Source organism: Solitalea canadensis DSM 3403 (genome assembly GCF_000242635.2).
Classification (GTDB): domain Bacteria; phylum Bacteroidota; class Bacteroidia; order Sphingobacteriales; family Sphingobacteriaceae; genus Solitalea; species Solitalea canadensis.
The window spans coordinates 4349309-4372093 of the sequence record NC_017770.1 but is presented as its reverse complement, the minus strand read 5'-3'; the positions used below and the strand labels follow the sequence as shown (position 1 = coordinate 4372093).

General features: G+C 38.0%; 19 protein-coding genes. 18 read left to right on the top strand and 1 reads right to left on the bottom strand.

Annotated features, from left to right (window positions below; translation table 11 throughout):
- Positions 1–5: 5 nt before the first annotated feature.
- The 18 genes from nuoF (at position 6) to SOLCA_RS18210 (ending at position 22141) form a co-directional block, all read left to right on the top strand.
- Positions 6–1367, top strand: a complete 1362-nt coding sequence (nuoF, locus tag SOLCA_RS18295; protein WP_014681958.1) for an NADH-quinone oxidoreductase subunit NuoF — start codon at positions 6–8, stop codon at positions 1365–1367.
- 135 nt (positions 1368–1502) lie between these two features.
- A complete protein-coding gene (locus tag SOLCA_RS18290; protein WP_014681957.1) occupies positions 1503–2462 on the top strand; it encodes a 2Fe-2S iron-sulfur cluster-binding protein in 960 nt (319 codons plus the stop codon).
- A gap of 51 nt (positions 2463–2513) precedes the next feature.
- Positions 2514–3587, top strand: a complete 1074-nt coding sequence (gene nuoH / locus SOLCA_RS18285; RefSeq protein ID WP_014681956.1) for an NADH-quinone oxidoreductase subunit NuoH — start codon at positions 2514–2516, stop codon at positions 3585–3587.
- A gap of 50 nt (positions 3588–3637) precedes the next feature.
- Positions 3638–4135: a NuoI/complex I 23 kDa subunit family protein gene (locus tag SOLCA_RS18280; RefSeq protein ID WP_014681955.1), complete on the top strand. Its 498-nt coding sequence runs from the start codon at positions 3638–3640 to the stop codon at positions 4133–4135.
- Positions 4136–4163: 28 nt separating this feature from the next.
- The gene (locus SOLCA_RS18275; protein WP_014681954.1) at positions 4164–4667 is read left to right on the top strand and encodes an NADH-quinone oxidoreductase subunit J family protein; all 504 of its coding nucleotides are present in this window, start codon (positions 4164–4166) and stop codon (positions 4665–4667) included.
- A gap of 4 nt (positions 4668–4671) precedes the next feature.
- Positions 4672–5001, top strand: a complete 330-nt coding sequence (nuoK, locus tag SOLCA_RS18270) for an NADH-quinone oxidoreductase subunit NuoK (RefSeq protein WP_014681953.1) — start codon at positions 4672–4674, stop codon at positions 4999–5001.
- Positions 5002–5065: 64 nt separating this feature from the next.
- On the top strand, positions 5066–6973 hold the full coding sequence (nuoL, locus tag SOLCA_RS18265) for an NADH-quinone oxidoreductase subunit L (protein WP_014681952.1): 1908 nt from the start codon (positions 5066–5068) through the stop codon (positions 6971–6973).
- 6 nt (positions 6974–6979) lie between these two features.
- Positions 6980–8461 (top strand): complex I subunit 4 family protein, encoded by a 1482-nt coding sequence (locus tag SOLCA_RS18260; RefSeq protein WP_014681951.1) that lies wholly within the window; start codon positions 6980–6982, stop codon positions 8459–8461.
- 57 nt (positions 8462–8518) lie between these two features.
- Positions 8519–9889, top strand: coding sequence for an NADH-quinone oxidoreductase subunit N (locus SOLCA_RS18255; RefSeq protein ID WP_014681950.1), 1371 nt, complete (start codon positions 8519–8521; stop codon positions 9887–9889).
- A 52-nt stretch (positions 9890–9941) separates the two neighbouring features.
- On the top strand, positions 9942–10610 hold the full coding sequence (locus tag SOLCA_RS18250; RefSeq protein WP_014681949.1) for a DedA family protein: 669 nt from the start codon (positions 9942–9944) through the stop codon (positions 10608–10610).
- 99 nt (positions 10611–10709) lie between these two features.
- The gene (locus SOLCA_RS18245) at positions 10710–11252 is read left to right on the top strand and encodes an inorganic diphosphatase (protein ID WP_014681948.1); all 543 of its coding nucleotides are present in this window, start codon (positions 10710–10712) and stop codon (positions 11250–11252) included.
- 5 nt (positions 11253–11257) lie between these two features.
- Complete coding sequence (locus SOLCA_RS18240) at positions 11258–12598, top strand: hemolysin family protein (RefSeq protein WP_014681947.1); 1341 nt, start codon at positions 11258–11260, stop codon at positions 12596–12598.
- Between the two features lie 78 nt (positions 12599–12676).
- Positions 12677–13381, top strand: coding sequence for a 16S rRNA (uracil(1498)-N(3))-methyltransferase (locus SOLCA_RS18235; RefSeq protein ID WP_014681946.1), 705 nt, complete (start codon positions 12677–12679; stop codon positions 13379–13381).
- Positions 13382–13390: 9 nt separating this feature from the next.
- Positions 13391–14065, top strand: coding sequence for a DUF4159 domain-containing protein (locus tag SOLCA_RS18230; RefSeq protein ID WP_014681945.1), 675 nt, complete (start codon positions 13391–13393; stop codon positions 14063–14065).
- Positions 14066–14122: 57 nt separating this feature from the next.
- Positions 14123–14626, top strand: a complete 504-nt coding sequence (locus SOLCA_RS18225; protein ID WP_014681944.1) for an acetyl-CoA carboxylase biotin carboxyl carrier protein subunit — start codon at positions 14123–14125, stop codon at positions 14624–14626.
- 375 nt (positions 14627–15001) lie between these two features.
- Positions 15002–18097, top strand: coding sequence for a SusC/RagA family TonB-linked outer membrane protein (locus tag SOLCA_RS18220; RefSeq protein WP_014681943.1), 3096 nt, complete (start codon positions 15002–15004; stop codon positions 18095–18097).
- A 12-nt stretch (positions 18098–18109) separates the two neighbouring features.
- Positions 18110–19507: a RagB/SusD family nutrient uptake outer membrane protein gene (locus SOLCA_RS18215; RefSeq protein WP_014681942.1), complete on the top strand. Its 1398-nt coding sequence runs from the start codon at positions 18110–18112 to the stop codon at positions 19505–19507.
- A gap of 117 nt (positions 19508–19624) precedes the next feature.
- A complete protein-coding gene (locus SOLCA_RS18210; RefSeq protein ID WP_014681941.1) occupies positions 19625–22141 on the top strand; it encodes a M14 family metallopeptidase in 2517 nt (838 codons plus the stop codon).
- A gap of 78 nt (positions 22142–22219) precedes the next feature.
- Here the strand turns inward: SOLCA_RS18210 and SOLCA_RS18205 are convergent, their stop codons facing one another.
- Entirely contained in the window at positions 22220–22582 is a 363-nt protein-coding gene (locus SOLCA_RS18205) for a hypothetical protein (RefSeq protein ID WP_014681940.1), read from the bottom strand.
- Positions 22583–22785 lie beyond the last annotated feature (203 nt).

Genomic DNA, 22785 nt, shown 5'->3' with positions numbered 1-22785 from the left:
TTTGTATGGCTCAGAAAATATTATTAAACAATATTAACGTTCCCGGGATAAACACTTTTGAAGTGTACCGTAAAAACGGTGGTTATGCAGCTGTTGAAAAAGCACTGAAAACCATGTCGCCGGATGATGTTGTTGAAGAGGTTAAAAAGTCCGGATTACGTGGACGTGGTGGTGCCGGATTTCCTACCGGGATGAAATGGAGTTTCCTTGCTAAACCGGAAGGTGTTCCTCGCTATCTGGTATGTAATGCTGACGAATCAGAACCTGGTACATTTAAAGACCGCTATCTGATGACACACACACCTCATACTTTAATTGAAGGTATGATCGTGTCAAGTTTTGCATTAGGAGCAAATACTTCTTATATCTATGTGCGCGGTGAAATGATGCCTCAGATTCGTATCCTTGAACGCGCCATTGCAGAAGCAAAAAATGCAGGTTTCCTTGGAAAAAACATTTTGGGTACTGGGTATGACCTTGAAATCTATGTTCAACCAGGTGGAGGTGCGTACATCTGTGGTGAAGAAACTGCTTTACTTGAATCATTGGAAGGAAAACGTGGTAATCCTCGTATCAAACCTCCATTCCCTGCGATTGCGGGTTTATATGGCTGCCCTACGGTTGTTAATAACGTAGAGTCGATCGCTGCTGTTAGCTGGATTATCCTTAATGGGGGTGATGAGTATGCAAAAATCGGTGTAGGCAGAAGTACTGGTACCAAATTAATTTCTGCTTCAGGTAATATCAATAAGCCTGGGGTTTATGAGATTGAATTAGGTGTTCCGGTTGAAGAGTTTATCTATTCTGATGAATATTGTGGTGGTATTACAAATGGCAAACGCTTAAAAGCTGTTGTTGCCGGCGGATCATCAGTTCCTATCTTACCTGCAAATCTTATTCTAAAATTGGCTAACGGTCAGCCTCGTTTGATGAGTTATGAATCATTAGCAGAAGGTGGTTTTGTGACCGGTACTATGTTGGGTTCAGGTGGATTTGTGGTAATGGATGAAGATGCATGTGTGGTTCGTAATACCTGGAACTTCTCTCGTTTCTACCACCATGAGTCGTGCGGACAATGTTCGCCTTGTCGTGAAGGAACAGGATGGATGGAAAAGGTTCTGCACCGCATTGAGTATGGTCACGGAAAAATGAGTGATATCGATTTGTTGGTAGATGTATCAAAGAAAATCGAAGGAAATACTATTTGTCCACTAGGTGATGCTGCAGCGTGGCCTGTTGCAAGTGCTATCCGTCACTTCCGTGATGAATTTGAATGGCACGTTAAAGAGCCAAAATTAGCAATGGAACGTAATTATGGATTGGCAAATTATGCAGATCCTATTCCTGTTGTTGAAGAAGCAAAGTAGATATATGTGATTCGTGATATGAGATAGGAGACTCATGTCGTAGTAAAACATATTAAAGAATACAAAATGAGATAAGAGTGAGGGGGTTTGATTTCTCAAAACCATCATTTTAAATCTCAAATCTAAGAAGAGAATATGTCTGAAAAGATAAAAGTAACGATTGATAACATTGAGGTAGAGGTTGATCCAGGAACAACCATTTTGCAAGCTGCTCGTATGATCGGCGGCGATGTTGTTCCGCCTGCTATGTGTTACTACAGCAAACTTAAGGGAAGTGGCGGTAAATGTCGCACCTGTCTGGTTAAGGTTGCTGCTGGTTCTGCAAAAGATCCTCGTCCTATGCCAAAACTGGTAGCTTCTTGTCGTACTACGGTAATGGACGGAATGGTGGTACAAAACATCACTTCTCCTGAGGTTATTGAAGCTCGTAAAGGTGTAGTTGAGTTCTTATTAATTAACCACCCTCTCGATTGCCCTGTTTGTGATCAGGCAGGCGAGTGTCATTTGCAAGACCTTTCTTTCGACCATGGTAAGGATCAAAGCCGTTATGAATTCAAACGTCGTACGTTTGAAATGGTAGATATCGGTGATAAGATCAAACTACACATGAATCGTTGTATTTTATGTTATCGTTGTGTATTTACTGCAGATCAGATCACTGATCAACGTGTTCATGGTGTATTAGGCCGTGGTGACGCTTCAGAGATCGGTACCTACATTTCAAAAGCAATCGATAATGATTTTTCAGGCAATGTGATTGATGTTTGCCCGGTTGGAGCTTTAACCGATAAGACATTCCGTTTTAAAAACCGTGTTTGGTTTACGAAGCCTGTTGATGCTCATCGCGATTGTGATAAGTGTTGTGGAAAAGTAACCCTTTGGTATAAAGGTGAAGATGTAATTCGTGTTACTGGTCGTAAAGATCAGTATGGCGAGGTTGACGAATTCATCTGTAATACTTGTCGCTTCGATAAAAAGAAAACAAGCGACTGGGAGATTGAAGGTCCAACAAAGGTTGACCGTCATTCGGTGATTTCATCAAATCACTACGATGAGAAAGAGTTATTACCAGTTATCGACAGAAAGATTTTATAATATTAAGACCGTTAATTGCGGAATTATTCGCAAGATAACAAGCTAAGAAAAATGGAATTAGCAATTATAATTGAGAAGTTTAGTTTGATCACCATTGTATTGTTGGTAAGCTTAGTGGTTGCCATGTACATGACTTTGGTTGAGCGTCGTTTTGCCGCATTTTTCCAGGATCGTTTAGGTCCTAACCGTGCGGGACCTTTTGGTTTATTACAACCTTTAGCAGACGGTGTAAAGTTGTTTACGAAAGAAGAAATATTACCAACAAACGCAAACAAATTGCTGTTTGTTTTAGGTCCTTCATTAGCAATGTTCACCGCAACAATTACGTCTGCAGTAATTCCATGGGGTAAAGACCTTACGTTTGGTGATAGAACCATTTCTTTGCAAGTTGCAGACATTAATATTGGCGTACTTTATATTTTCGGAGTTGTTTCTTTAGGTGTTTATGGAATGATGGTTGGAGGTTGGGCCTCTAACAATAAGTATTCACTAATGGGAGCAATTCGTGCCGCATCACAAAGTATCAGTTACGAAATTGCGATGGGTATGGCAATTATTGCCTTGTTGATGGTAACCGGAACATTAAGTGTACGCGGAATTGTTGAAGGTCAATCGTCAACCTTATGGGGTATTTCAGGAACTCAAGGTTTAGGGTGGAATGTGTTCTATCAACCTTTGGCATTCATGATCTACCTTATTTGTATGTTCGCCGAATGTAACCGTACACCATTTGACTTACCTGAGTGTGAGTCGGAGTTGGTTGCAGGTTATCACACTGAGCACTCAAGTATGAAGTTAGGTTTCTACCTGTTTGCTGAATACATTAACATGTTTGTTTCATCAGCTGTTGTTTCAGCTTTGTTCTTCGGCGGGTATAACTTCCCGGGTCAAGAAGCATTAGCAGCAACAGGCATTCATACTAACTGGATCGCTATTTTAGGTGTAGTAGCATTTTTCTTAAAAATTGCTTTCTTCCTGTTCTTCTTCGTTTGGGTACGTTGGACAATCCCGCGTTTCCGTTACGACCAATTAATGCGCTTAGGCTGGAATATGTTAGTTCCTTTAGCAATTGCAAATATTGGTATTACAGGACTTGTAATGTATTTCACTGGGCATATTAACTAAAAAACTACAACATTCTGTTGATGAATAATCGGCAGAGTATAAAGGATAAAATGGAATCATTAACCAACAGAAAAAAAGTACTTGAGCAAAAGCCAATGAACTTTTGGGAAAGAATGTATTTACCTGCAATTTTCCAAGGCTTGACTATTACTTTGAGTCACTTTTTTAAGAAAAAAGCTACCGTTGAATATCCTGATGTGAAACGTGAGTTTTCACAAAACTTTAGAGGTATTCATTCGTTGAAGCGTGATGAAGAGGGTAGAGAACGCTGTACCGCATGTGGACTATGTGCACTGTCTTGTCCGGCTGAAGCAATTACAATGATTGCTGCGGAACGTAAGCCAGGGGAAGAAGGCCTGTATCGGGAAGAGAAATATGCTGCAAAATATGAGATCAATATGTTGCGCTGTATCTTCTGCGGTTTCTGCGAGGAAGCTTGTCCGAAAGAAGCAATTTATCTGGATGGTGACATTCCTCCTTCAAATTTTGAGCGGGATAATTTCATATATGGTAAAGACCGATTGGTTGAATCTGTTCACAAAAAGTAAAATTGATTAAATTCGCGACGTTTTTATCATGACAATCACACAATCACTATTCTACTTTTTGGCTTTTGTAGCTGTCTTCAGTTCACTGTTGGTGGTATTAGTCAAAAATCCGGTACATAGCGTACTGTATCTTATCTTAACATTCTTCGCCTTAACAGGTGAATACGTGTTATTAAACGCACAGTTTATCGCTGTAGTAAATATTATCGTTTATGCAGGTGCTATCATGGTACTATTCCTTTTTGTAATCATGTTGCTAAACCTGAACGTTGAATATGAGCCGCAAAAAAACAATCTTTTAAGGTTTGCGGGAATAATAATCGGTGGTATTGGCTTGGTGGTATTAACAGCAGCATTAAAAGCTACTGATCCATCTAACTCCATCGTTATACAGAATGCAGACTTAGGATTAGTTGAAAATTTGGGACAAGTCTTGTTCCGCCAGTTCCTTTTGCCTTTTGAAATTGTGTCTATATTGTTCCTTTCGGCAATGGTAGGTGCCGTACTTTTAGCAAGAAAGGAGCCTAAATAAAGCTATGGGAGATATAACAAACGCCATAACATTGGTTCCACTTAATCATTACATATTATTAAGTGCTATCATTTTCTTCATTGGTATTATTGGCGTACTGACACGTCGAAACGCCATTATTATTTTCATGTCAATTGAATTGATGTTGAATGCTGTTAACTTGCTACTCACAGCTTTTTCTGCTTATCGTGGAGATGCTGCCGGACAAGTCTTTGTATTCTTCATTATGGCTGTAGCCGCTGCTGAAGTTGCGGTTGGGCTGGCCATTATCGTAATGATCTATCGTAACACAGGTTCGACAGATATTGACTTGTTAAGCAAACTAAAAAATTAAGAATGATTGGTGTGTTAACGGATCACCCGGGAGCACTATACAAATACGCAAACAGAACTAAGAAATGACGGAACAATTAGCCTGGCTGATACCTGTACTTCCCTTAATCGGTTTCCTAATCAATGGATTGGGTTACAAAAAAAATCCTAAAGGTTTAGTAGGTCTTGTTGGCTGTGCCACTGTCTTGGGATCTTTTATCCTGAGCATACTGGTGTTTTTTGATATTAAAGCTAACGGAGCAAAAACAATTGATCTATATGACTGGATCTCTGTGGGCTCCTTACATATTCCTTTTTCATTCCTGGTAGATCAACTTACTTCCATCATGTTGTTGATTATTACCGGAGTTGGCTTCTTGATTCACGTGTATTCAACAGGATACATGCATGATGACGAAGGTTACGGAAAATACTTTGCTTACCTGAATCTCTTCGTATTTTTCATGCTATTACTCGTTATGGGTTCTAACTATGTAATCATGTTTATCGGTTGGGAAGGTGTAGGTTTATGTTCGTACTTATTGATTGGTTTCTGGTTTAAGAAAACCGAGTATGCAAGTGCTGCTAAAAAGGCATTTGTAATGAACCGTATCGGTGACTTAGGTTTTCTTTTAGGAATATTCATGCTGTTCTCAACATTTGGCAGCACAAGTTTTGCGGATATCTTTCCGAAAGCCGAAGGAGCTAGTGTAACTGTATTGACAACTATTACCTTATTGCTTTTTGTAGGTGCAATGGGTAAAAGTGCACAGTTACCTTTATTTACCTGGTTACCAGATGCGATGGCGGGTCCAACTCCTGTTTCTGCACTAATCCATGCTGCTACCATGGTAACAGCTGGTATCTATATGATCGCACGTTCAAATGTGTTATATGTATTATCACCAATTTCAATGGCAGTAGTTGCCGGAGTTGGTTTAGCAACGGCCATCTTTGCTGCGATTATCGCATTAACACAAAATGATATTAAGAAAGTCTTAGCATACTCAACAGTAAGTCAGTTGGGTTATATGTTTTTAGGTTTAGGCGTTGGAGCTTTTACTGGAGCATTCTTCCATGTAATGACTCATGCATTCTTTAAAGCATTATTGTTCTTGGGCGCTGGTAGCGTTATCCACGCTATGGGTGGTGAGCAAGATATGCGTAAGATGGGTGGCTTGAAGAAACACTTGCCAATTACATGGATCACCATGTTAATGGGTACCATTGCAATTGCAGGTATTCCTCCTTTCTCTGGTTTCTTCTCAAAAGATGAAATTTTAGCTCATGCTTATGAAGTTAGCCCTACCATTTGGATTATCGGAGTAGGAGGTGCTTTATTAACTGCATTTTATATGTTCCGTATGTTCTTCTTAACATTTAACGGAACGTTCCGCGGAACTGACCATCAACATCATCATTTGCATGAATCACCTGCGTCAATGACTATACCGTTGATCGTTTTAGCTGTTCTTTCAGTTGTTGGTGGTTTCGTTGGTGTACCTGAAGCTTTAGGTGGTTCTCATATGTTAAATGAGTTCTTGTCTCCTGTATTTGCCAGATCAACAGAGATTATGCAAGCATCTCATCATGGGCATTTATCACATTCAACAGAGTATGCCTTAATAGCGGCTTCTGTATTAGGAGTGGTAATCTCAATTTTATATGCTTACTTCGTTTATGTTAAGAAAGCTACTATTCCTGCTGCCGATATTGCTCGTCGTGTAGGCATTGAGAAAGCTTCATACAATAAGTTCTATGTTGATGAGATTTATAATGCTGTGTTTACCCGTCCGCTTGATAATTTATCTCAATTATTCTATCGAATTGTTGATAAATCCGTGATAGATGGTGTTGTAAATGGCTTTGGACAGCTTACTCAATGGGGTGCTGATAAGATACGTTTGATACAAACCGGCAACATCGGCAGCTATCTGTTTATGATGGTGGTTGGTATTATTTTAATTCTTGTATTTAACTTTTTGATTTTTTAGGGAGAGATGATTACATATATAACTGCATTATTAGTTCTATTTCCTATCCTGGCATCTGTGATTGTTTCTCAGGTGCGTGGCGAACAGGTTAAGAAACTCGCCCTCTTGTTTTCATTAGTTGAATTAGGTTTATCAATCATTGCATTATCAAAGTTTGATTATACTAATCCTGATTCTCAGTTTATTTACGATAAAACTTGGGTAGACTCATTAGGAATTCACTTTAAAGTTGGTATGGATGGTATCAGTTTGTTACTGATATTATTAACAACTGTTTTAACTCCATTAATCATTCTTTCTTCTTTCCGTAAAGAATTCCGCAAACCACATGCATTATATGCTTTAGTGTTGTTTATGCAAGCTGGTTTAATTGGCGTATTTACTTCTTTAGATGCCTTCTTGTTTTATGTAGCTTGGGAAGCAGCTTTGATTCCAATCTACTTTATTTCGGCAATCTGGGGTGGCGAAGATCGTATCCGCGTTACCTTCAAATTCTTTGTGTATACCATGTTCGGAAGTTTGTTTATGCTGATAGGTATTATCTATTTGTATTTACATACTCCTGGAACTGCACAATATATTCACTCGTTTGACATTAACCAGTTTTATCAGGTTGCTGCAGACAGAGGTTCACAATCATGGTTATTCTGGTGCTTTTTTTTAGCATTTGCGATTAAGATGCCTGTATTTCCATTTCACACTTGGCAGCCCGACACGTATACTACCGCTCCAACAATTGGTACGATGTTACTTTCAGGTATTATGTTGAAGATGGGGGTTTATGGGGTTATGCGTTGGTTACTTCCTGTGCTTCCATTAGGAGTTATGGAATGGGGAAAAACAGCATTGATCCTTTCAATTATTGGTGTCGTATATGCCTCAATTATTGCTTTCACCCAAAAAGATATTAAACGTCTGATTGCTTATTCTTCAATTGCACACGTTGGTTTAATATCAGCTGGTCTTTTTACAGGAAACGTTCAAGGAATGCAAGGAGCAATGATTCAGATGGTGAGTCACGGTATCAATGTGGTTGGTCTTTTCTTCATTGTTGAAATCATCTTTGATCGAACCAAAGCAAGAGAGAATTATTTATTAGGAGGTATCGCCTCATCGGCACCGCAATTGGCTGCGACATTCTTAATAATCATATTAGGAGCAGTTGCACTTCCGTTAACAAACGGTTTTGTGGGTGAGTTCTTATTATTAAACAGTGTATACGAGTATAATGTATGGTATGCAGCAGTGGCAGGTTTAACGATTATTTTTGGTGCTGTATATATGTTCAGAATGTACCAAAATGTAATGTTAGGTCCAGCTAATAGCACAACTGCTAACGTGACAGATTTAATTGGTTCTGAGAAAATCGTGCTGTACGTTATCTGTGCAATGGTGATATATTTCGGTTTCCAGCCAAAATATATTCTTCATATTTCCGAAGCATCTGTAAACAATCTGTTAGAGATTATAAGATTAAAAATGCAATAGGCTTTTAGTCTGTTCATTAATAGTAAAATATTGTAGTAAGAAGTTTGTAAACAAAGAATGGCATCAATTATCATTATAGCAATTACCGCAATCGTAGTTCTTTTCCTTGGCTTGTATAAGGCTAAAAGCGCTTTAATGCCGGTTTCGGTATTGGGACTGTTGGGGGCAGCAGGTTCTCTTATTTGTGAGTGGGGCACCAACAAATCTTATTTTAACGATATGGTGTTGTTCAACAATTATGCAATCGCTTTTAGTGTTGTTTTAATTGTTACCACTATACTGATATTCTTGTTATCAGTAAATTATTTTGAAAAGATCAGCGATAATGTTGCTGAATATTATACGATTTTACTTTTCGCGTTGTTGGGAGGAATTGTAATGGTATCTTTCCAAAACATGTCAATGCTATTTATCGGAATTGAGATCTTATCGGTAAGTATGTACATTATGGCAGGTATTAAAAAGACTAGCCTTGCATCAAATGAGGCCGCATTAAAGTATCTATTGATGGGTGCATTTACCACAGGTATTTTATTGTTTGGTATTGCATTAATCTATGGAGCCACTGGTAGCTTTAATTTAAGCCAGATTGCAGGTAGCGCAGCGCAAGAACCTGTGTTGTTCTATACCGGTGTAATCTTTATGTTGATTGCGATGACCTTTAAAGTTGGTGCTGCTCCTTTTCATTTCTGGACACCAGACGTGTATCAAGGTTCTCCAACATTGATAACTACGTTTATGTCAACAGTTGTAAAGACTGCGGGATTTGCTGCATTCTTGCGTCTGTTCAGTCTTGCCTTTTCATCAGTATCTCCTATCTGGACGGTTACTTTCGCTGTTATTATTGTTCTTACCTTATTGGTTGGTAATATCACGGCGGCTTATCAGCAGAATGTTAAACGCATGTTGGCCTACTCAAGTATTTCGCACGCTGGCTATATGTTGATTGCTATTATGACATTAGCTGATGCTTCTGCAAGCGCAGTATTAATTTATTCTATTGCCTATTCAATTGCCTCTGTAGCTTCTTTCGGAGTTTTAATTGCTGTTAAATCACAAACAGGTTCGGATGATATATCAGCTTTTAACGGTTTGGGTCGGACTAACCCGGTATTGGCGTTTATTATGACCGTTGCCATGTGCTCTTTAGCAGGTATTCCTTTAACTGCTGGATTCTTTGGTAAATTCTATACTTTTGGACTTGCAATTTCGTTACACTATACATGGCTTGTTGCTATTGCTGTATTAATGGCGGCGGTAGGTGTGTATTATTACTTCCGTGTAATTATCGCAATGTACTTAAGAGAGCCTCAAGCGAATGCAACAACCATTCGACTAAACAACTCATATCAGTTTGTTTTGATGCTTTGCTTGTTGATCACTATTCTGCTTGGTATTGCTCCAGGCTTCATCACAAATATTTTGTAGGTGCTTAGCTAAAGCCTTACTTTTATAAACGAAAGCGTACCTACAATTTATCATGCAGGAAATAATAGAGTTTTTTCAACATATTATGAATCCCACGTGGATTCTTAGTCAGCCAATAGCTTTTTGGTTATTGTTATTTATCGTATTTGCCGAAACCGGACTGTTTGTCGGCTTTTTCCTTCCCGGAGACAGTTTACTTTTTATTACCGGAATGCACTTGGCAAAACATCCTATGAGAGTTATGGATGGACTCGAAGTAGGTGTTGCTGTGGTAGTATTAGGGGTGATTTTAGCGGGTATTATTGGTAATACTGTTGGATATTGGTTTGGAAGAAAAGCCGGTCCGACACTCTTTAAAAAGAAAGACACTTTTTTCTTTAAGCAAAAACATTTACAAGCAGCTAAGGATTTCTACGAGAAAAAGGGTGCTGGTATGATTGTAATTGCTCGTTTCTTACCAATCATTCGTACATTTGCTCCGATTGTTGCAGGAATTGTTCAAATGGATTCAAAAAAGTTTGCATTTTACAATGTTGTAGGGTGCGTAGCTTGGGTTGTTTCCATGGTATTGGGCGGTTACTTTTTAGGAATGGCATTTCCTTGGCTTGGTGATCACTTAGAAATCATTGTTATCGGAATTGTGGTTGTTACAACAGTCCCGGTGGTATTAGGATATCTTAAATCTAAAGCAAGCTCAAAAAAAGCCGAAACAGAAGTGTAGTGTATCTCATGAACTAGTGTTCATACAGATAGGTTATATTTTACATAAACTGTGATTAAAAGTCGAACGTTAAATAAAACTTAAATAAATAAATATAAGATGGGAGTTGATCCGTGGCATTCGGTAGAACCGGGAGATAAGCGTCCGGAAATTGTAAATGCAATTATTGAGATCCCTAAAGGATCTAAAGCTAAATATGAAGTAGATAAGAAAACAGGTCTGCTAAAATTGGACAGAGTGTTATTCTCATCAGTTATGTATCCTGCTAACTATGGCTTTATACCACAAACCTACTGTGACGATAATGACCCGTTAGATATTCTTGTACTATGTTCAGAAGAGGTGATCCCTCTTTCGATCATAGAGGCTAAAGTTATTGGTGTTATGCACATGATCGATGGCGACGAGCGTGATGACAAAATCATTGCTGTGGCTAATAATGACATGTCGGTAAACCACATCAATGATATTTCGGATTTACCTCCACACACTGAAAAGGAAATCACACGCTTTTTCCAGGATTACAAAGCATTAGAACAAAAAAACGTAAAAGTAGAGCATTTCTTAGGCAAACGTTATGCCTATAAGGTGATTAATGAGGCGATTGAGCTTTACGATAAAACTTTTAGGAATAAGAACTAAGATATATGGCGACAGACCCCGTCACGATATTTGACATTGTTGTTATCCTCTTTCTGGTATTTCTGAACGGATTTTTCGTTGCAGCAGAGTTTGCAATAGTGAAGGTCCGTTCTTCGCAAATAGACCTTAAGGCAAAAGAAGGAAGTGCAGCTGCAAAAATGGCTAAGCACATCGTCCGTCACCTGGACGGCTATCTGGCAGCTACTCAATTAGGTATTACTCTTGCCAGCTTAGGTTTAGGTTGGAAAGGTGAATCAACAATGTCAAAACTGATTATCGGATTCTTTGATTTGATTCACGTTCAGTTTTCAAATCCTGAGCTGGTAAGCCATACGATTGCTGCTCCAATTGCATTTGCTGTAATTACAATTCTACATATAGTATTTGGAGAATTAGCGCCAAAATCATTTGCAATTCAACGACCAATTGCTACCTCGATTGCCGTTTCGTACCCTTTACATTTCTTTTATATTGTATTCAGACCTGTTATCTGGGTGCTGAATGGCTTTGCCAATTTAATATTAAGAGGAATGGGCATTGAGCCGGCTCATAGTCATGAAACACACAGTTCTGAAGAACTTCAATTAATCCTTGAGCAGGGAAAACAAAGCGGTGCGTTGGAAGAATCTGAGCATGATCTAATTCAAAATGTATTTGATTTCCAGGAAAGAATTGTGAAAAACATCATGATTCCAAGGACGCAAATTAAGGCTATAGACATTAATACTTCTCCTGAGGACGCTATAAGTACAATTGTTCAGGAAGGGTATACCCGCTTACCGGTTTATGATAAAACAATTGATAATATTATAGGTATTCTTCATGCTAAAGATATTTTAGCCCGGGTTTCTAAAAAGCAGCCAATTGTTTTGAAGGATATGTTAAGAGTTCCTCTTTACACACCGGAATCAAAAAAAATTAGTGTGTTGCTTACTGAATTACGTCAAGAGAATAAACCAATAATGGCTATTGTGTTGGATGAGTTTGGTGGCACTGCTGGTATGGTTACATTGGAAGATATTGTAGAAGAGCTTGTTGGAGAGATACAGGATGAATATGATGAGGAAGCTCCGATTGTTGAAGAGGTTGATGACAAAGAATGGATCGTTAATGCTTCGGCCCCAATTACCGATGTAAATGAATATTTACCATCAGAACTCCCTGAAGATGATGATTATGATTCAGTTGCAGGTTTGATGAATGTTATATTTGAACGCATTCCGGATGTGGGAGACAGTATGGATGCTTATGGCTATAATTTTACCATATTAAAGAAGTCCAACCGAATGATTGAATCTGTTCGCATGGTAATGCTAAGCCAGGAACCAGGCGAACCTGAAGTTTAAATTATAATTTGTTACTATATTGAACAGGGAAATACACGATGTTGTATTTCCCTGTAATTTTTTATACTGATTTTTCTTATGCATCTCTTTTATACTCCGGATATTTCAGCCGATTATTATCAACTGAATGAAGAAGAAAGTAAGCATTGTGTTCGTGTGTTGCGATTGAACAATGGGGATATTGTTTATTTGATTGACGGTGTAGGAGGATTCTATAAAACCGAAATTACTGATGCCCATCCTAAAAGATGTACACTTCATGTGTTAGAGAAGCAATCTGATTTCGGCAAGCGAAATTTTTACCTGCATATTGCTATTGCGCCGACCAAAAATATAGAGCGGATCGAATGGTTTTTGGAGAAGGCAACCGAAATCGGAATCGATGAGATTACCCCAATTATTTGCCAGCGTTCCGAAAGAAAAGAGATAAAAACAGATAGGTTGAATAAAATTATTGTGTCTGCAATCAAACAAAGCTTAAAAGCCTTTAAGCCGAAATTAAATGTAAGTACGGATTTTAAACAATTTATAGTTCAATCAAAACTAAAAAGCAAATATATTGCCCATTGCTTAGAAAATGATCGCCAGTCACTTAGACAATCGTATAAGGCAAATGAGGAAGTTTTACTCCTGATTGGGCCAGAGGGAGATTTTACACCAGCTGAAATTGAATTAGCTTTGCAAAACGGATTTGTACCTGTAACTTTAGGAGAAAGCAGGTTGCGTACAGAAACTGCGGGAGTGGTGGCTTGTACCCAGCTTAATTTTATTAATGAAATATAACAAATGGTTATGCATTGTAAGTTGTTTCGATTTATATCAGGGTTTTTACTCGCATGTTTCTTGCTTATTTTAACAAGCTTTACTCCTCCTTCTTATAAAATAGCCAGATTGAAATACAATGGAGGCGGTGATTGGTATGGAGACAGAACGGCTTTACCCAATTTAATACGTTTTTGTAATGATAACATAGGAACAAATTTTTATCCAGATGAAGCCATAGTTGAACCAGGAAGTTCAGAGTTATTTAACTATCCATTTGTGTTCGTTACAGGGCATGGAAATATTATTTTTTCAACCCAGGAAGCACAAAATATGCGTAATTATTTAATGGGGGGCGGCTTTCTTCATATTTGTGATAATTATGGTTTTGACAAGTTTGTTCGTTTGGAAATGAAGAAAGTATTTCCGGAGCTTGAATTTGTAGAATTACCACCTAATCACCCAATTTTTAACCAGAAGTATAAATTTTCAAACGGATTACCCAAGATACATGAACATGATAACAAAAGGCCACAGGCTTTCGCATTGATTTTTCAGGGTCGTGTAGTGTGTTTTTATGATTTTGAGAGTGATTTGGGTAATGGCTGGGAAGATCAGGGTATTTATTCAGGTGACTCTCCTGAAACACATCAGAAAGCACTACAGATGGGAGCAAACCTTGTGCAGTACGCGTTGTCAAACTAATTGGCTTTAATGGAATTTTCAGTATGTTTGACCTCTTTCAATATTCAATAACCTTAGATGTATAAAGCAACGATCAATAAAAAGCAAACCTTATCTATAAAACAAGATAAAGACCAGTTCATCATTAATGATACTGCTTATAAGGCTGATATAAAAGAACTATCTGCGGATAATTATCATATAATAACAAAAGACGGACATTCTTACAGTGCCGAGCTGATAGCGTTTGATGCCACTCAAAAAAGTGCTGTTGTAAGTATTAACGGCAATAAATACACGGTTGAGTTAAAAGATAAGTTTGATGAACTGTTGCAAAGCTTAGGGATGGATGGGGCAAGTTCGCATAAAATAAATGATATTAAAGCTCCAATGCCTGGGCTTGTGCTGAAGGTTTTGGTTGAAGACGGATCTGAGGTGAAAAAGGATGATGCACTAGTTGTTTTAGAAGCAATGAAGATGGAGAATATTATTAAGTCACCATCTGATGGCATTGTTAAAAGCGTGAAAATTAAAGAAAAAGAGACGGTTGAGAAAAATCAGGTAATGATAGCATTCAAATAAAAGTTTCTGCTTAAAATGATAACAAAAAGCCGTCCCGGTTCAACCGGGACGGCTTTTTTATTAATCAAATTGCCAAAAAATTTTAGTTTGCATTATAAATTTTTATATATTGTAAAATAATTAGAATAAAGATTCGGAAAGTATCTTTATAATAAAATATTATTCTCTACTTATAATTCTATATCTCATACAGAGAATTTCCTTTTTTGCCCGTTTCTATCCAATAGTCAGGTGATGGTTAAGGGATGATTTTAATGTGCTTGTTAGGTTAACAGTGATGGTGATGAATGGCTTTGTTCAATAACTACGGTTGTTGTGTATAAGATGATTTTTTCATTTATAGCAGATTGCTACTGAATTTAATTTAATACATATATGAGGAAAGTTTTACTATTTATTCTACTCAATCTAATGTGCTTTTCTGTCTGGGCACAAATGAAAGAGGTAACAGGAAGAGTTACTTCTAAAGCTGATGGAGAACCATTGGCAGGAGTTAATGTGATTATTAAAGGGAGCTCTCGCGGTACACAAACCGATGGTGACGGACGATTTACTCTCAAAGTGGAGACCGGTGCAATCCTGACATTTAGTTCGTTAGGGTTTAAAGATTATGAAGTAAAAGTATCTGGCTCTACCGTTAACGTTAGCATGCAAGCCGATGAAAAACAACTGCAGGAAGTTGTTGTAGTTGGTTTTGGTACGCAAATAAAACAGAATGTAACAGGTTCTATTGCAAAAGTTAGTGCAAAAGATATTGAAAATTTACCTGTTAACAGCATGGAGTCGGCGATTCAAGGGCGTGCTGCCGGTGTTTTTGTACAGCAGGAGAACGGGAAATTAGGGCAAGGTATTAAGGTACGTGTTCGCGGTTCCTCATCAATTACAGCTGGAAGCCAACCGTTATATGTTATCGATGGGATTCCAATGATCACTGATGACTTTTCAAGTACTACTGCGCCAACCAATCCAATGGCCGATTTAAATGCGAACGATATCGAATCTGTAGAAATTCTTAAGGACGCGGGTGCCGCAGCTATTTATGGATCAAGAGCATCTAATGGTGTCGTACTAATTTCAACCAAGAAAGGGAAGGCTGGTAAGACTAAGGTTAACTTTAGCACTTTCTTTGGTTTGAGCGAACCAACCGGAAAAATGAAATTCATGAATTCGGAGGAATTCGTAAACTATACCCGTCAGGCAGCAGTTGGTGGTGGTATTTATGATTACCGAATGGATGTTACCGGATATGGGTCGGAGCAAGAGGCAATTGATGATTATGTAAGTTTTGCTGAATCTCGGTTGACTCGTTATTCGGCTGGTAATACTGATTATCAAACTTATAAAGTTAATACAGATTGGCAGAATGAAGCCTTTCAACGTGCACCACTAAGTAGTTATAACCTCTCTCTTAGCGGAGGAAATGAGAAAACAACCTTCTACATTGGAGGGGGATATAATAAGCAAGACGGTATACTTATCAATAACTCTTATGATTTAATTAGTGGTCGTTTGAATATTGACCATTCATTAAGTCAAAAGGTGAAGATTGGTACAAATATTTATGTAGCTAATTCATTAAACAACAGATTATCTGACGATAATGCATTTTCTACCCCATTGCAAATTGTGGCATTATCTCCAATTACTCCTATTATTGATCCTCGCACCGGCTTGCTAAGTGGAAGCTTACCAGGTCCTGCATCTAATTATCCAATTTATTATAATCCGTTGTTAAGTGTTGATAATACAACCAATAAAACCCGTGTTTTTCGTAATACAGGGAATTTATATTTGAGTTGGAATATCGTTGATAACTTATCATTTAGGACAGAAGGTGGATATGATTTGCTTAACCAGAATGAGGATAAATACTATGGTAGTTTAACATTTAGGAATACAGGGACAGAAGATGGTTATGGAGAAAGCCATTACTTAACCAGTACAAAATTTACAACAAATAACTTTTTGCGTTACGCAGCTGTGTTTAACAAGATGCATGACTTAGAAACTATCTTAGGAATGAGTTATGAGAAAAACTCAACGGATAAAAACGGTGTAGAGGCCCAATTGTTTCCTAGTGATGCTTATAAGAAGTTAAACAGCGGAGCTCAAAAGGTTATAGGTGTTTCTTATAAGTATGAAAATAGTCTACTATCATATTTTACCAGACTGAACTATAAGTACAACAGTAAATATCTTGCAGGATTGAGCTTACGTTACGATGGTTCATCCAGGTTTGGAGTCAATAATAGATATGGTGTGTTTCCTGCCGGTTCATTGGGTTGGATTATTTCTGAAGAAAACTTCTTGAAAGATTCAAAAACAATTTCCTTTCTAAAACTGCGGACAAGTTATGGTCTTACAGGAAATTCCGGAATTGGCGACTATGCATCCCGAGGATTATGGAAAGCAACTGCATATGCCGGAATCCCAGGACAACAACCGCTTCAAATAGCTAATCCTGATCTTACCTGGGAGAGCACTCTTCAATTTGATATAGGTTTAGATTTTGGTTTACTACAAAACCGAATTAATGGAGAGATTGATTATTACCAGAAGAATACTCGGGATTTATTGTTAGATGTGCCAATTCCTTCAACATCTGGATTCGAGACTAATTACAAGAATGTTGGTAAAATGAAGAACAATGGCTTTGAGCTTGTGATAAATTCTCAAAACCTGATTGGGAAATTTAAATGGAATACTTCCTTAAATTTTGCTATTAATAATAATGAGATTTCCGATTTGGGAGGACAACTGATTGCTGCCGGAAGGGACGCTGTAAACTATGCAATGGAAGGTCAGGCTTTAGGTGTGTTTTATTTGCCAGAGTTTGCCGGAGCTGATCCAGCTAACGGCGATGCAATTTGGTATAAGAATACAAAAAATGCAGATGGAACTATCGATCGTAGTGTAACCAATGATTATAACTTGGCATCTCGTGTGGTTGTCGGAAGTCCTAATCCTGACTTTATTTATGGGATGACCAATAACTTCACTTATCAAGGATTTGATTTAGGAATCACGTTGCAAGGTGTTCAGGGCAATAAAGTTTATAATGGTGGAGCTCCTTTTTATGCTGCAAACGGAAGTAATGGTTTTGATAACCAAACCACAGATCAGTTAGGTGCGTGGAAAAAACCAGGTGATGTTACCATGGTACCTGAAGCCCGACAGTTTTTTAGTAACGGAACGCAAACTTCTTCTCGTTATCTGCAGGATGCTTCTTACATGCGTATTAAAAACGTAACATTAGGATATAATCTGCCGAAAGCATGGTTGTCAAGAGCTAATATATCAAGTTTACGTCTTTATGTATCAGCACTTAACTTATTAACGGTAACCAATTATAGTGGTTGGGATCCAGAGGTGAGTTCGGACGCCTTTACTACGAATATTGTCCAGGGGTATGATTTTTATTCGGCCCCACAAGCTAGAACGTACACTTTTGGTATTAATGTAGGATTTTAAAGAAGGAATAAAATGATATTACGATATAGAAAATATTTGTTTGCAGCGCTGATCTTTACGACTATGTTGTCATCGTGTTCAGATAAGTTGGAGTTGGATCCATATGATAACGTAGATGAGGAAAAGGCCTTTAAAACAGAAAAGGATATTAAGGCGGCATTAATCGGAGCTTACGCAGATTTAGGAAGTAGCAACTTCTATGGCGGGCGAACTACTCTTTGTACAGATTTACTAGGAAACGATGCCCACCTCAGGTTTTCAGGAACTTATTCAGGTTATATCGAACTGTACAATAAAGCAATGACTGTAACTAATGATTATGCTACAGATATCTGGCTTCGTGCTTACAGAACTATCAATACTACTAATAATATATTGGCAAAATTGGCAATAATTGCTGATGAAGATTCGAGGGCTGAGATTGAAGCCGGTGCGAAATTTATACGTGGAACGGTATATTTTGAAATGGCTAGAATGTATGGTAAAGCATGGAATGATGGAAATCCTGCTACAAATTTGGGTGTTCCAATTGTGTTAGAGCCAACTACCATTGTATCGGAAAAAAACTATGTAAAAAGGAGTACTGTTGCTCAAGTATATGAACAGGCTATCAAAGATCTTATTGATGCCAAGGAAGGATTGCCATCAAGTAAAAGCTCTTTAGCGACCACTTATTCGGCAGCTGCAGTTTTAGCGAGAATTTACCTTACTCAAGAACGATGGGAAGAAGCCGCCGAAGAGGCTGATTATGTTATAGCGAGCGATAGGTTCTCTCTTGTAAAGGACTATATTGATGAATTCCCGGTGCCAGATCCAGCAGGCCCTGTGGCCAATACAAGTGAAGATGTATTTGCTGCACAGATAACATTGCAACAAGGATTTAACGCCTTGAATGAAGTGTATGGGACTTCTGATTTTGCGGGACGTGGTGATATAACCATTAATGAAGGTTTTCTTTCAAAATATGAAGAGATTGATGATCGCCTTAAAGTATTTACTATTTCCTATGATGATGATGGATTTTTTGATGAGGCTTTCTGTGACAAATACAACAATCAATATGGAAACGTAAAAACGATTAGATTAGCTGAAATGTATTTAATCAGAGCAGAGGCCAATTTCAGGAATGGTACAGCAATAGGAGCAACGCCTCTTGATGATGTAAATATTATTAGGGAGCGGGCAAAGGCAACACCATTAATGCTTGTTGACTTGGGTGTTATTCTAAATGAGCGTGTACTAGAACTTGCTTTTGAAGGACAATCATTATTTGATCTTAAAAGAACTAAAGGTTCTATAGGTGGTGGAATTCAGTGGAACTCTCCTAAACTTGTTTTCCCTATTCCGCAACGTGAGATGGATGCAAATCCTGCCTTAAAAGGTCAGCAAAACGAAGGTTACGGAAATTAATTTCTGAATCTATATTTTTTACGACCCGTCTCGGCTTAGCCGAGGCGGGTTTTATTATCAAAATATAACTGCTCAAAAGGTTATATTTATTAAATTTCAGCAGCAATTGATATCAACATGAATAGAACGCTTTTTAGTTTATTTTCTTTGCTTTTTTGTGCTGTTTTTGGGCAAGCTCAGAGCATAAAATCGCCGGATGAATTTTTGGGGTATCCTTTGGGATCCCGATTTACTCCACAACATAAAGTAATATCTTATTTTGATTACGTTTCAAAAGCTTCTTCAAGTGTTAAAATTCAGCGTTATGGAGAAACTTATGAACACCGTCCTTTGGAAGTGGCAATTGTTGCATCCGCAGAAAACAGCTCGAAACTTGAGGATATCCGAATGAATAATCTCAAACTTGCCGGTATTCAACAAGGAACTGCTTCTGAAACGCAGCCTATCATTGTTTGGTTAAGCTATAACGTACACGGTAACGAAGCGGTTTCAACAGAGGCCTCAATGCGTGTGTTATATGAACTGATTAATCCGGCTAATAAGCAAACTAAAGAATGGCTCAAGAATACAATTGTAATTATAGACCCCTGTTTAAACCCTGATGGGCATGATCGCTATGTGAATTTTTATACAGAACGTGTGGGCAAAGAGGCGAATGTTAACATAGCTACCCGTGAACACCAGGAACCTTGGCCGGGAGGTCGCCCCAACCATTATTTGTTCGACCTAAATCGTGATTGGGCTTGGCAAACGCAACAGGAAACACAACATCGCATGGCATTGTACAATCAATGGTTGCCTCAAATTCATGTTGATTTTCATGAAATGGGAATTAATGAACCGTATTTCTTTGCACCTGCAGCAGCCCCTTATCATGAAGCCTTAACTACTTGGCAACGTGATTTTCAGGTAATGATTGGTAAGAATAATGCTAAGTATTTTGACCAGAATAATTGGTTGTACTTTACCAAAGAAGTGTTCGATTTGTTTTATCCAAGTTATGGAGATACCTATCCGATGTTCAATGGAGCAATTGGTATGACCTATGAGCAAGGTGGATCCGGGCGGGCAGGATTAGGTGTAATTACCCGTGAAGGTGATACGCTCACATTAGCAAAACGTATCGATCACCATTTTACTACCAGTTTATCAACAATTGAAATAGCATCACAAAATGCGGGTAAAGCAGTAAAAGAATTTAAAAACTACTTTGCTTCGGCGAAAAGCAATCCTAAAGGCCCGTATAAATCATACGTAATAAAGGGAGATAATTTTGCAAAACTTCAGGATTTTGCAAAACTGCTTGATCGTAATGGAATAGAATACGGATACGGCTCCGCTGTTAAATCGGCATCGGGTTTAAATTATATTACCGGCAAAACAGAATCATTTTCTATTGAGAAGAATGATATGGTAATAAGTAGTTATCAGCCTAAATCTGTTTTTCTGAATGTATTGTTCGAGCCTCAGCCTAAATTGGTTGATTCAATAACCTATGACCTTACCTCATGGGCCTTGCCTTATTCATGGGGGCTGCATAGTTATGCATCATCCGCGTCTTTAAAACCTGCAAGCAAAACTTACAGCAAGGAAGAAAAAATGATGATTCAGGTTCAGCCGGTTGCCTATTTATGCGAATGGAATAGTTCCGCATCTGCAAAATTTCTTTCAGCGTTGCTTAAGAACAAAGTGAATGTTCGTTTTTCGGAGACAGAGTTCGAGGTTAATGACAAAATGTATACTCCCGGTACATTAATTATTACACGTTCGGGAAATCAAGGTGTTGGTGATCAGTTTGACAATATTGTTAAAGAAAATGCAAAAAACTTTGGGGTGGAGTTGAACATGACATTAACAGCCTTTGTTAATAAAGGGCCCGATTTAGGATCTTCATCGGTACATATGATTAAAGCGCCAAAGGTTGCTGTATTGATGGGTGATGATGTTTCTGAAAATGCGTTTGGTGAAGTATGGCATTTCTTTGATCAGCAATTGAATTATCCCATTGATGTGATCGATGCCGGGACCTTTAGCCGTGTCAAACTTTCAGATTATGATGTAGTGATTTTGCCAAATGGCAGTTATTCGTTCCTTTCTGTGGATAAAGAGTTTGGAAAGATAAAAGACTGGTTAAATGGTGGCGGAAGATTAATCGCAATGGAATATGCTGTAGCGCAATTGGCAGGGAAGACGGGGATATCATTGAAAACAAAAACTGAGGCTGAAGAGACGGCCAAAACCGAAGATGTAAGTGTAATCAAATATCAATCTCGTGCTCGTGGGGATTTGTCAGAGACAAGCATTGGTAGTATTTATAAGATCAAATTAGATAATTCTCATCCTTTGGCTTTTGGGTATAAGGATGCTTATTTCTCATTGCGACAAGATGTAAACACCTATCAGTTTTTGCCAAAAGGAAACTGGAATGTAGGAGTTATTGGGGAGAATGGGTTAGTAAGTGGTTTCGTAGGTTATAAAGCCAAAAGCAAACTTAAAAATACGTTGATTTTTGGTGTAGAAGAGTCTGGCAGGGGACAGATTGTGTACTTGGCAGACAATCCTTTGTTCAGAAGTTTCTGGGAAAGTGGTAAACTATTATTTAGTAATGCCGTGTTTTTGGTAGGGCAAGAATAAAAAGTTACCTTATAAAATAAATAAAGGGTGGCCATTTGGTCACCCTTTTGTTGTTAATATATATAGTAAAAGAGACACTTATTTTTCAATTCGTTTAAAGCTATCAATAACCGAACTGTTTAAATCATTTCCTGAATAGTGTAAATATACTTCATAAATTAACTTTTCAGGTATTGAGTTGTAGGCAATTTTTATATACTCAGTAATTTTATATCGACCATTGCCTAAATCCTTTATGATCATTTTATCTAAAGGAACTTCCAATATGGTGGTGTATGGTTTTAGTTTCTCTAACGTATATTTCTGCGCAACTGATTTTGCAACAGACTCAGCCGTTTTGGGAGTTTGTTTTTCAAATGATTGTTCCTGAGCAGACGCAATAAATCCAAAAGAAACCATCATTAAAAAATAAGAGAGCTTATAAATAAGATAGGTTTTCATGGGATGATTTTGTTTGTGTTAGTTTAATTAAAATATTTTGTTCAAACGCTTCTTTAATCACTATCACTAGCTATGACGCAATGAACAACTTGCGAGTTGCACTTTGTCGTAGTTTTTTATTCTTGTTTTTAAAATTTGGCCGAAGAGCGAACAAGAAATACTCATTCGGCCATTTTTGATGTATAATGAAGGTGGTTAGTTCT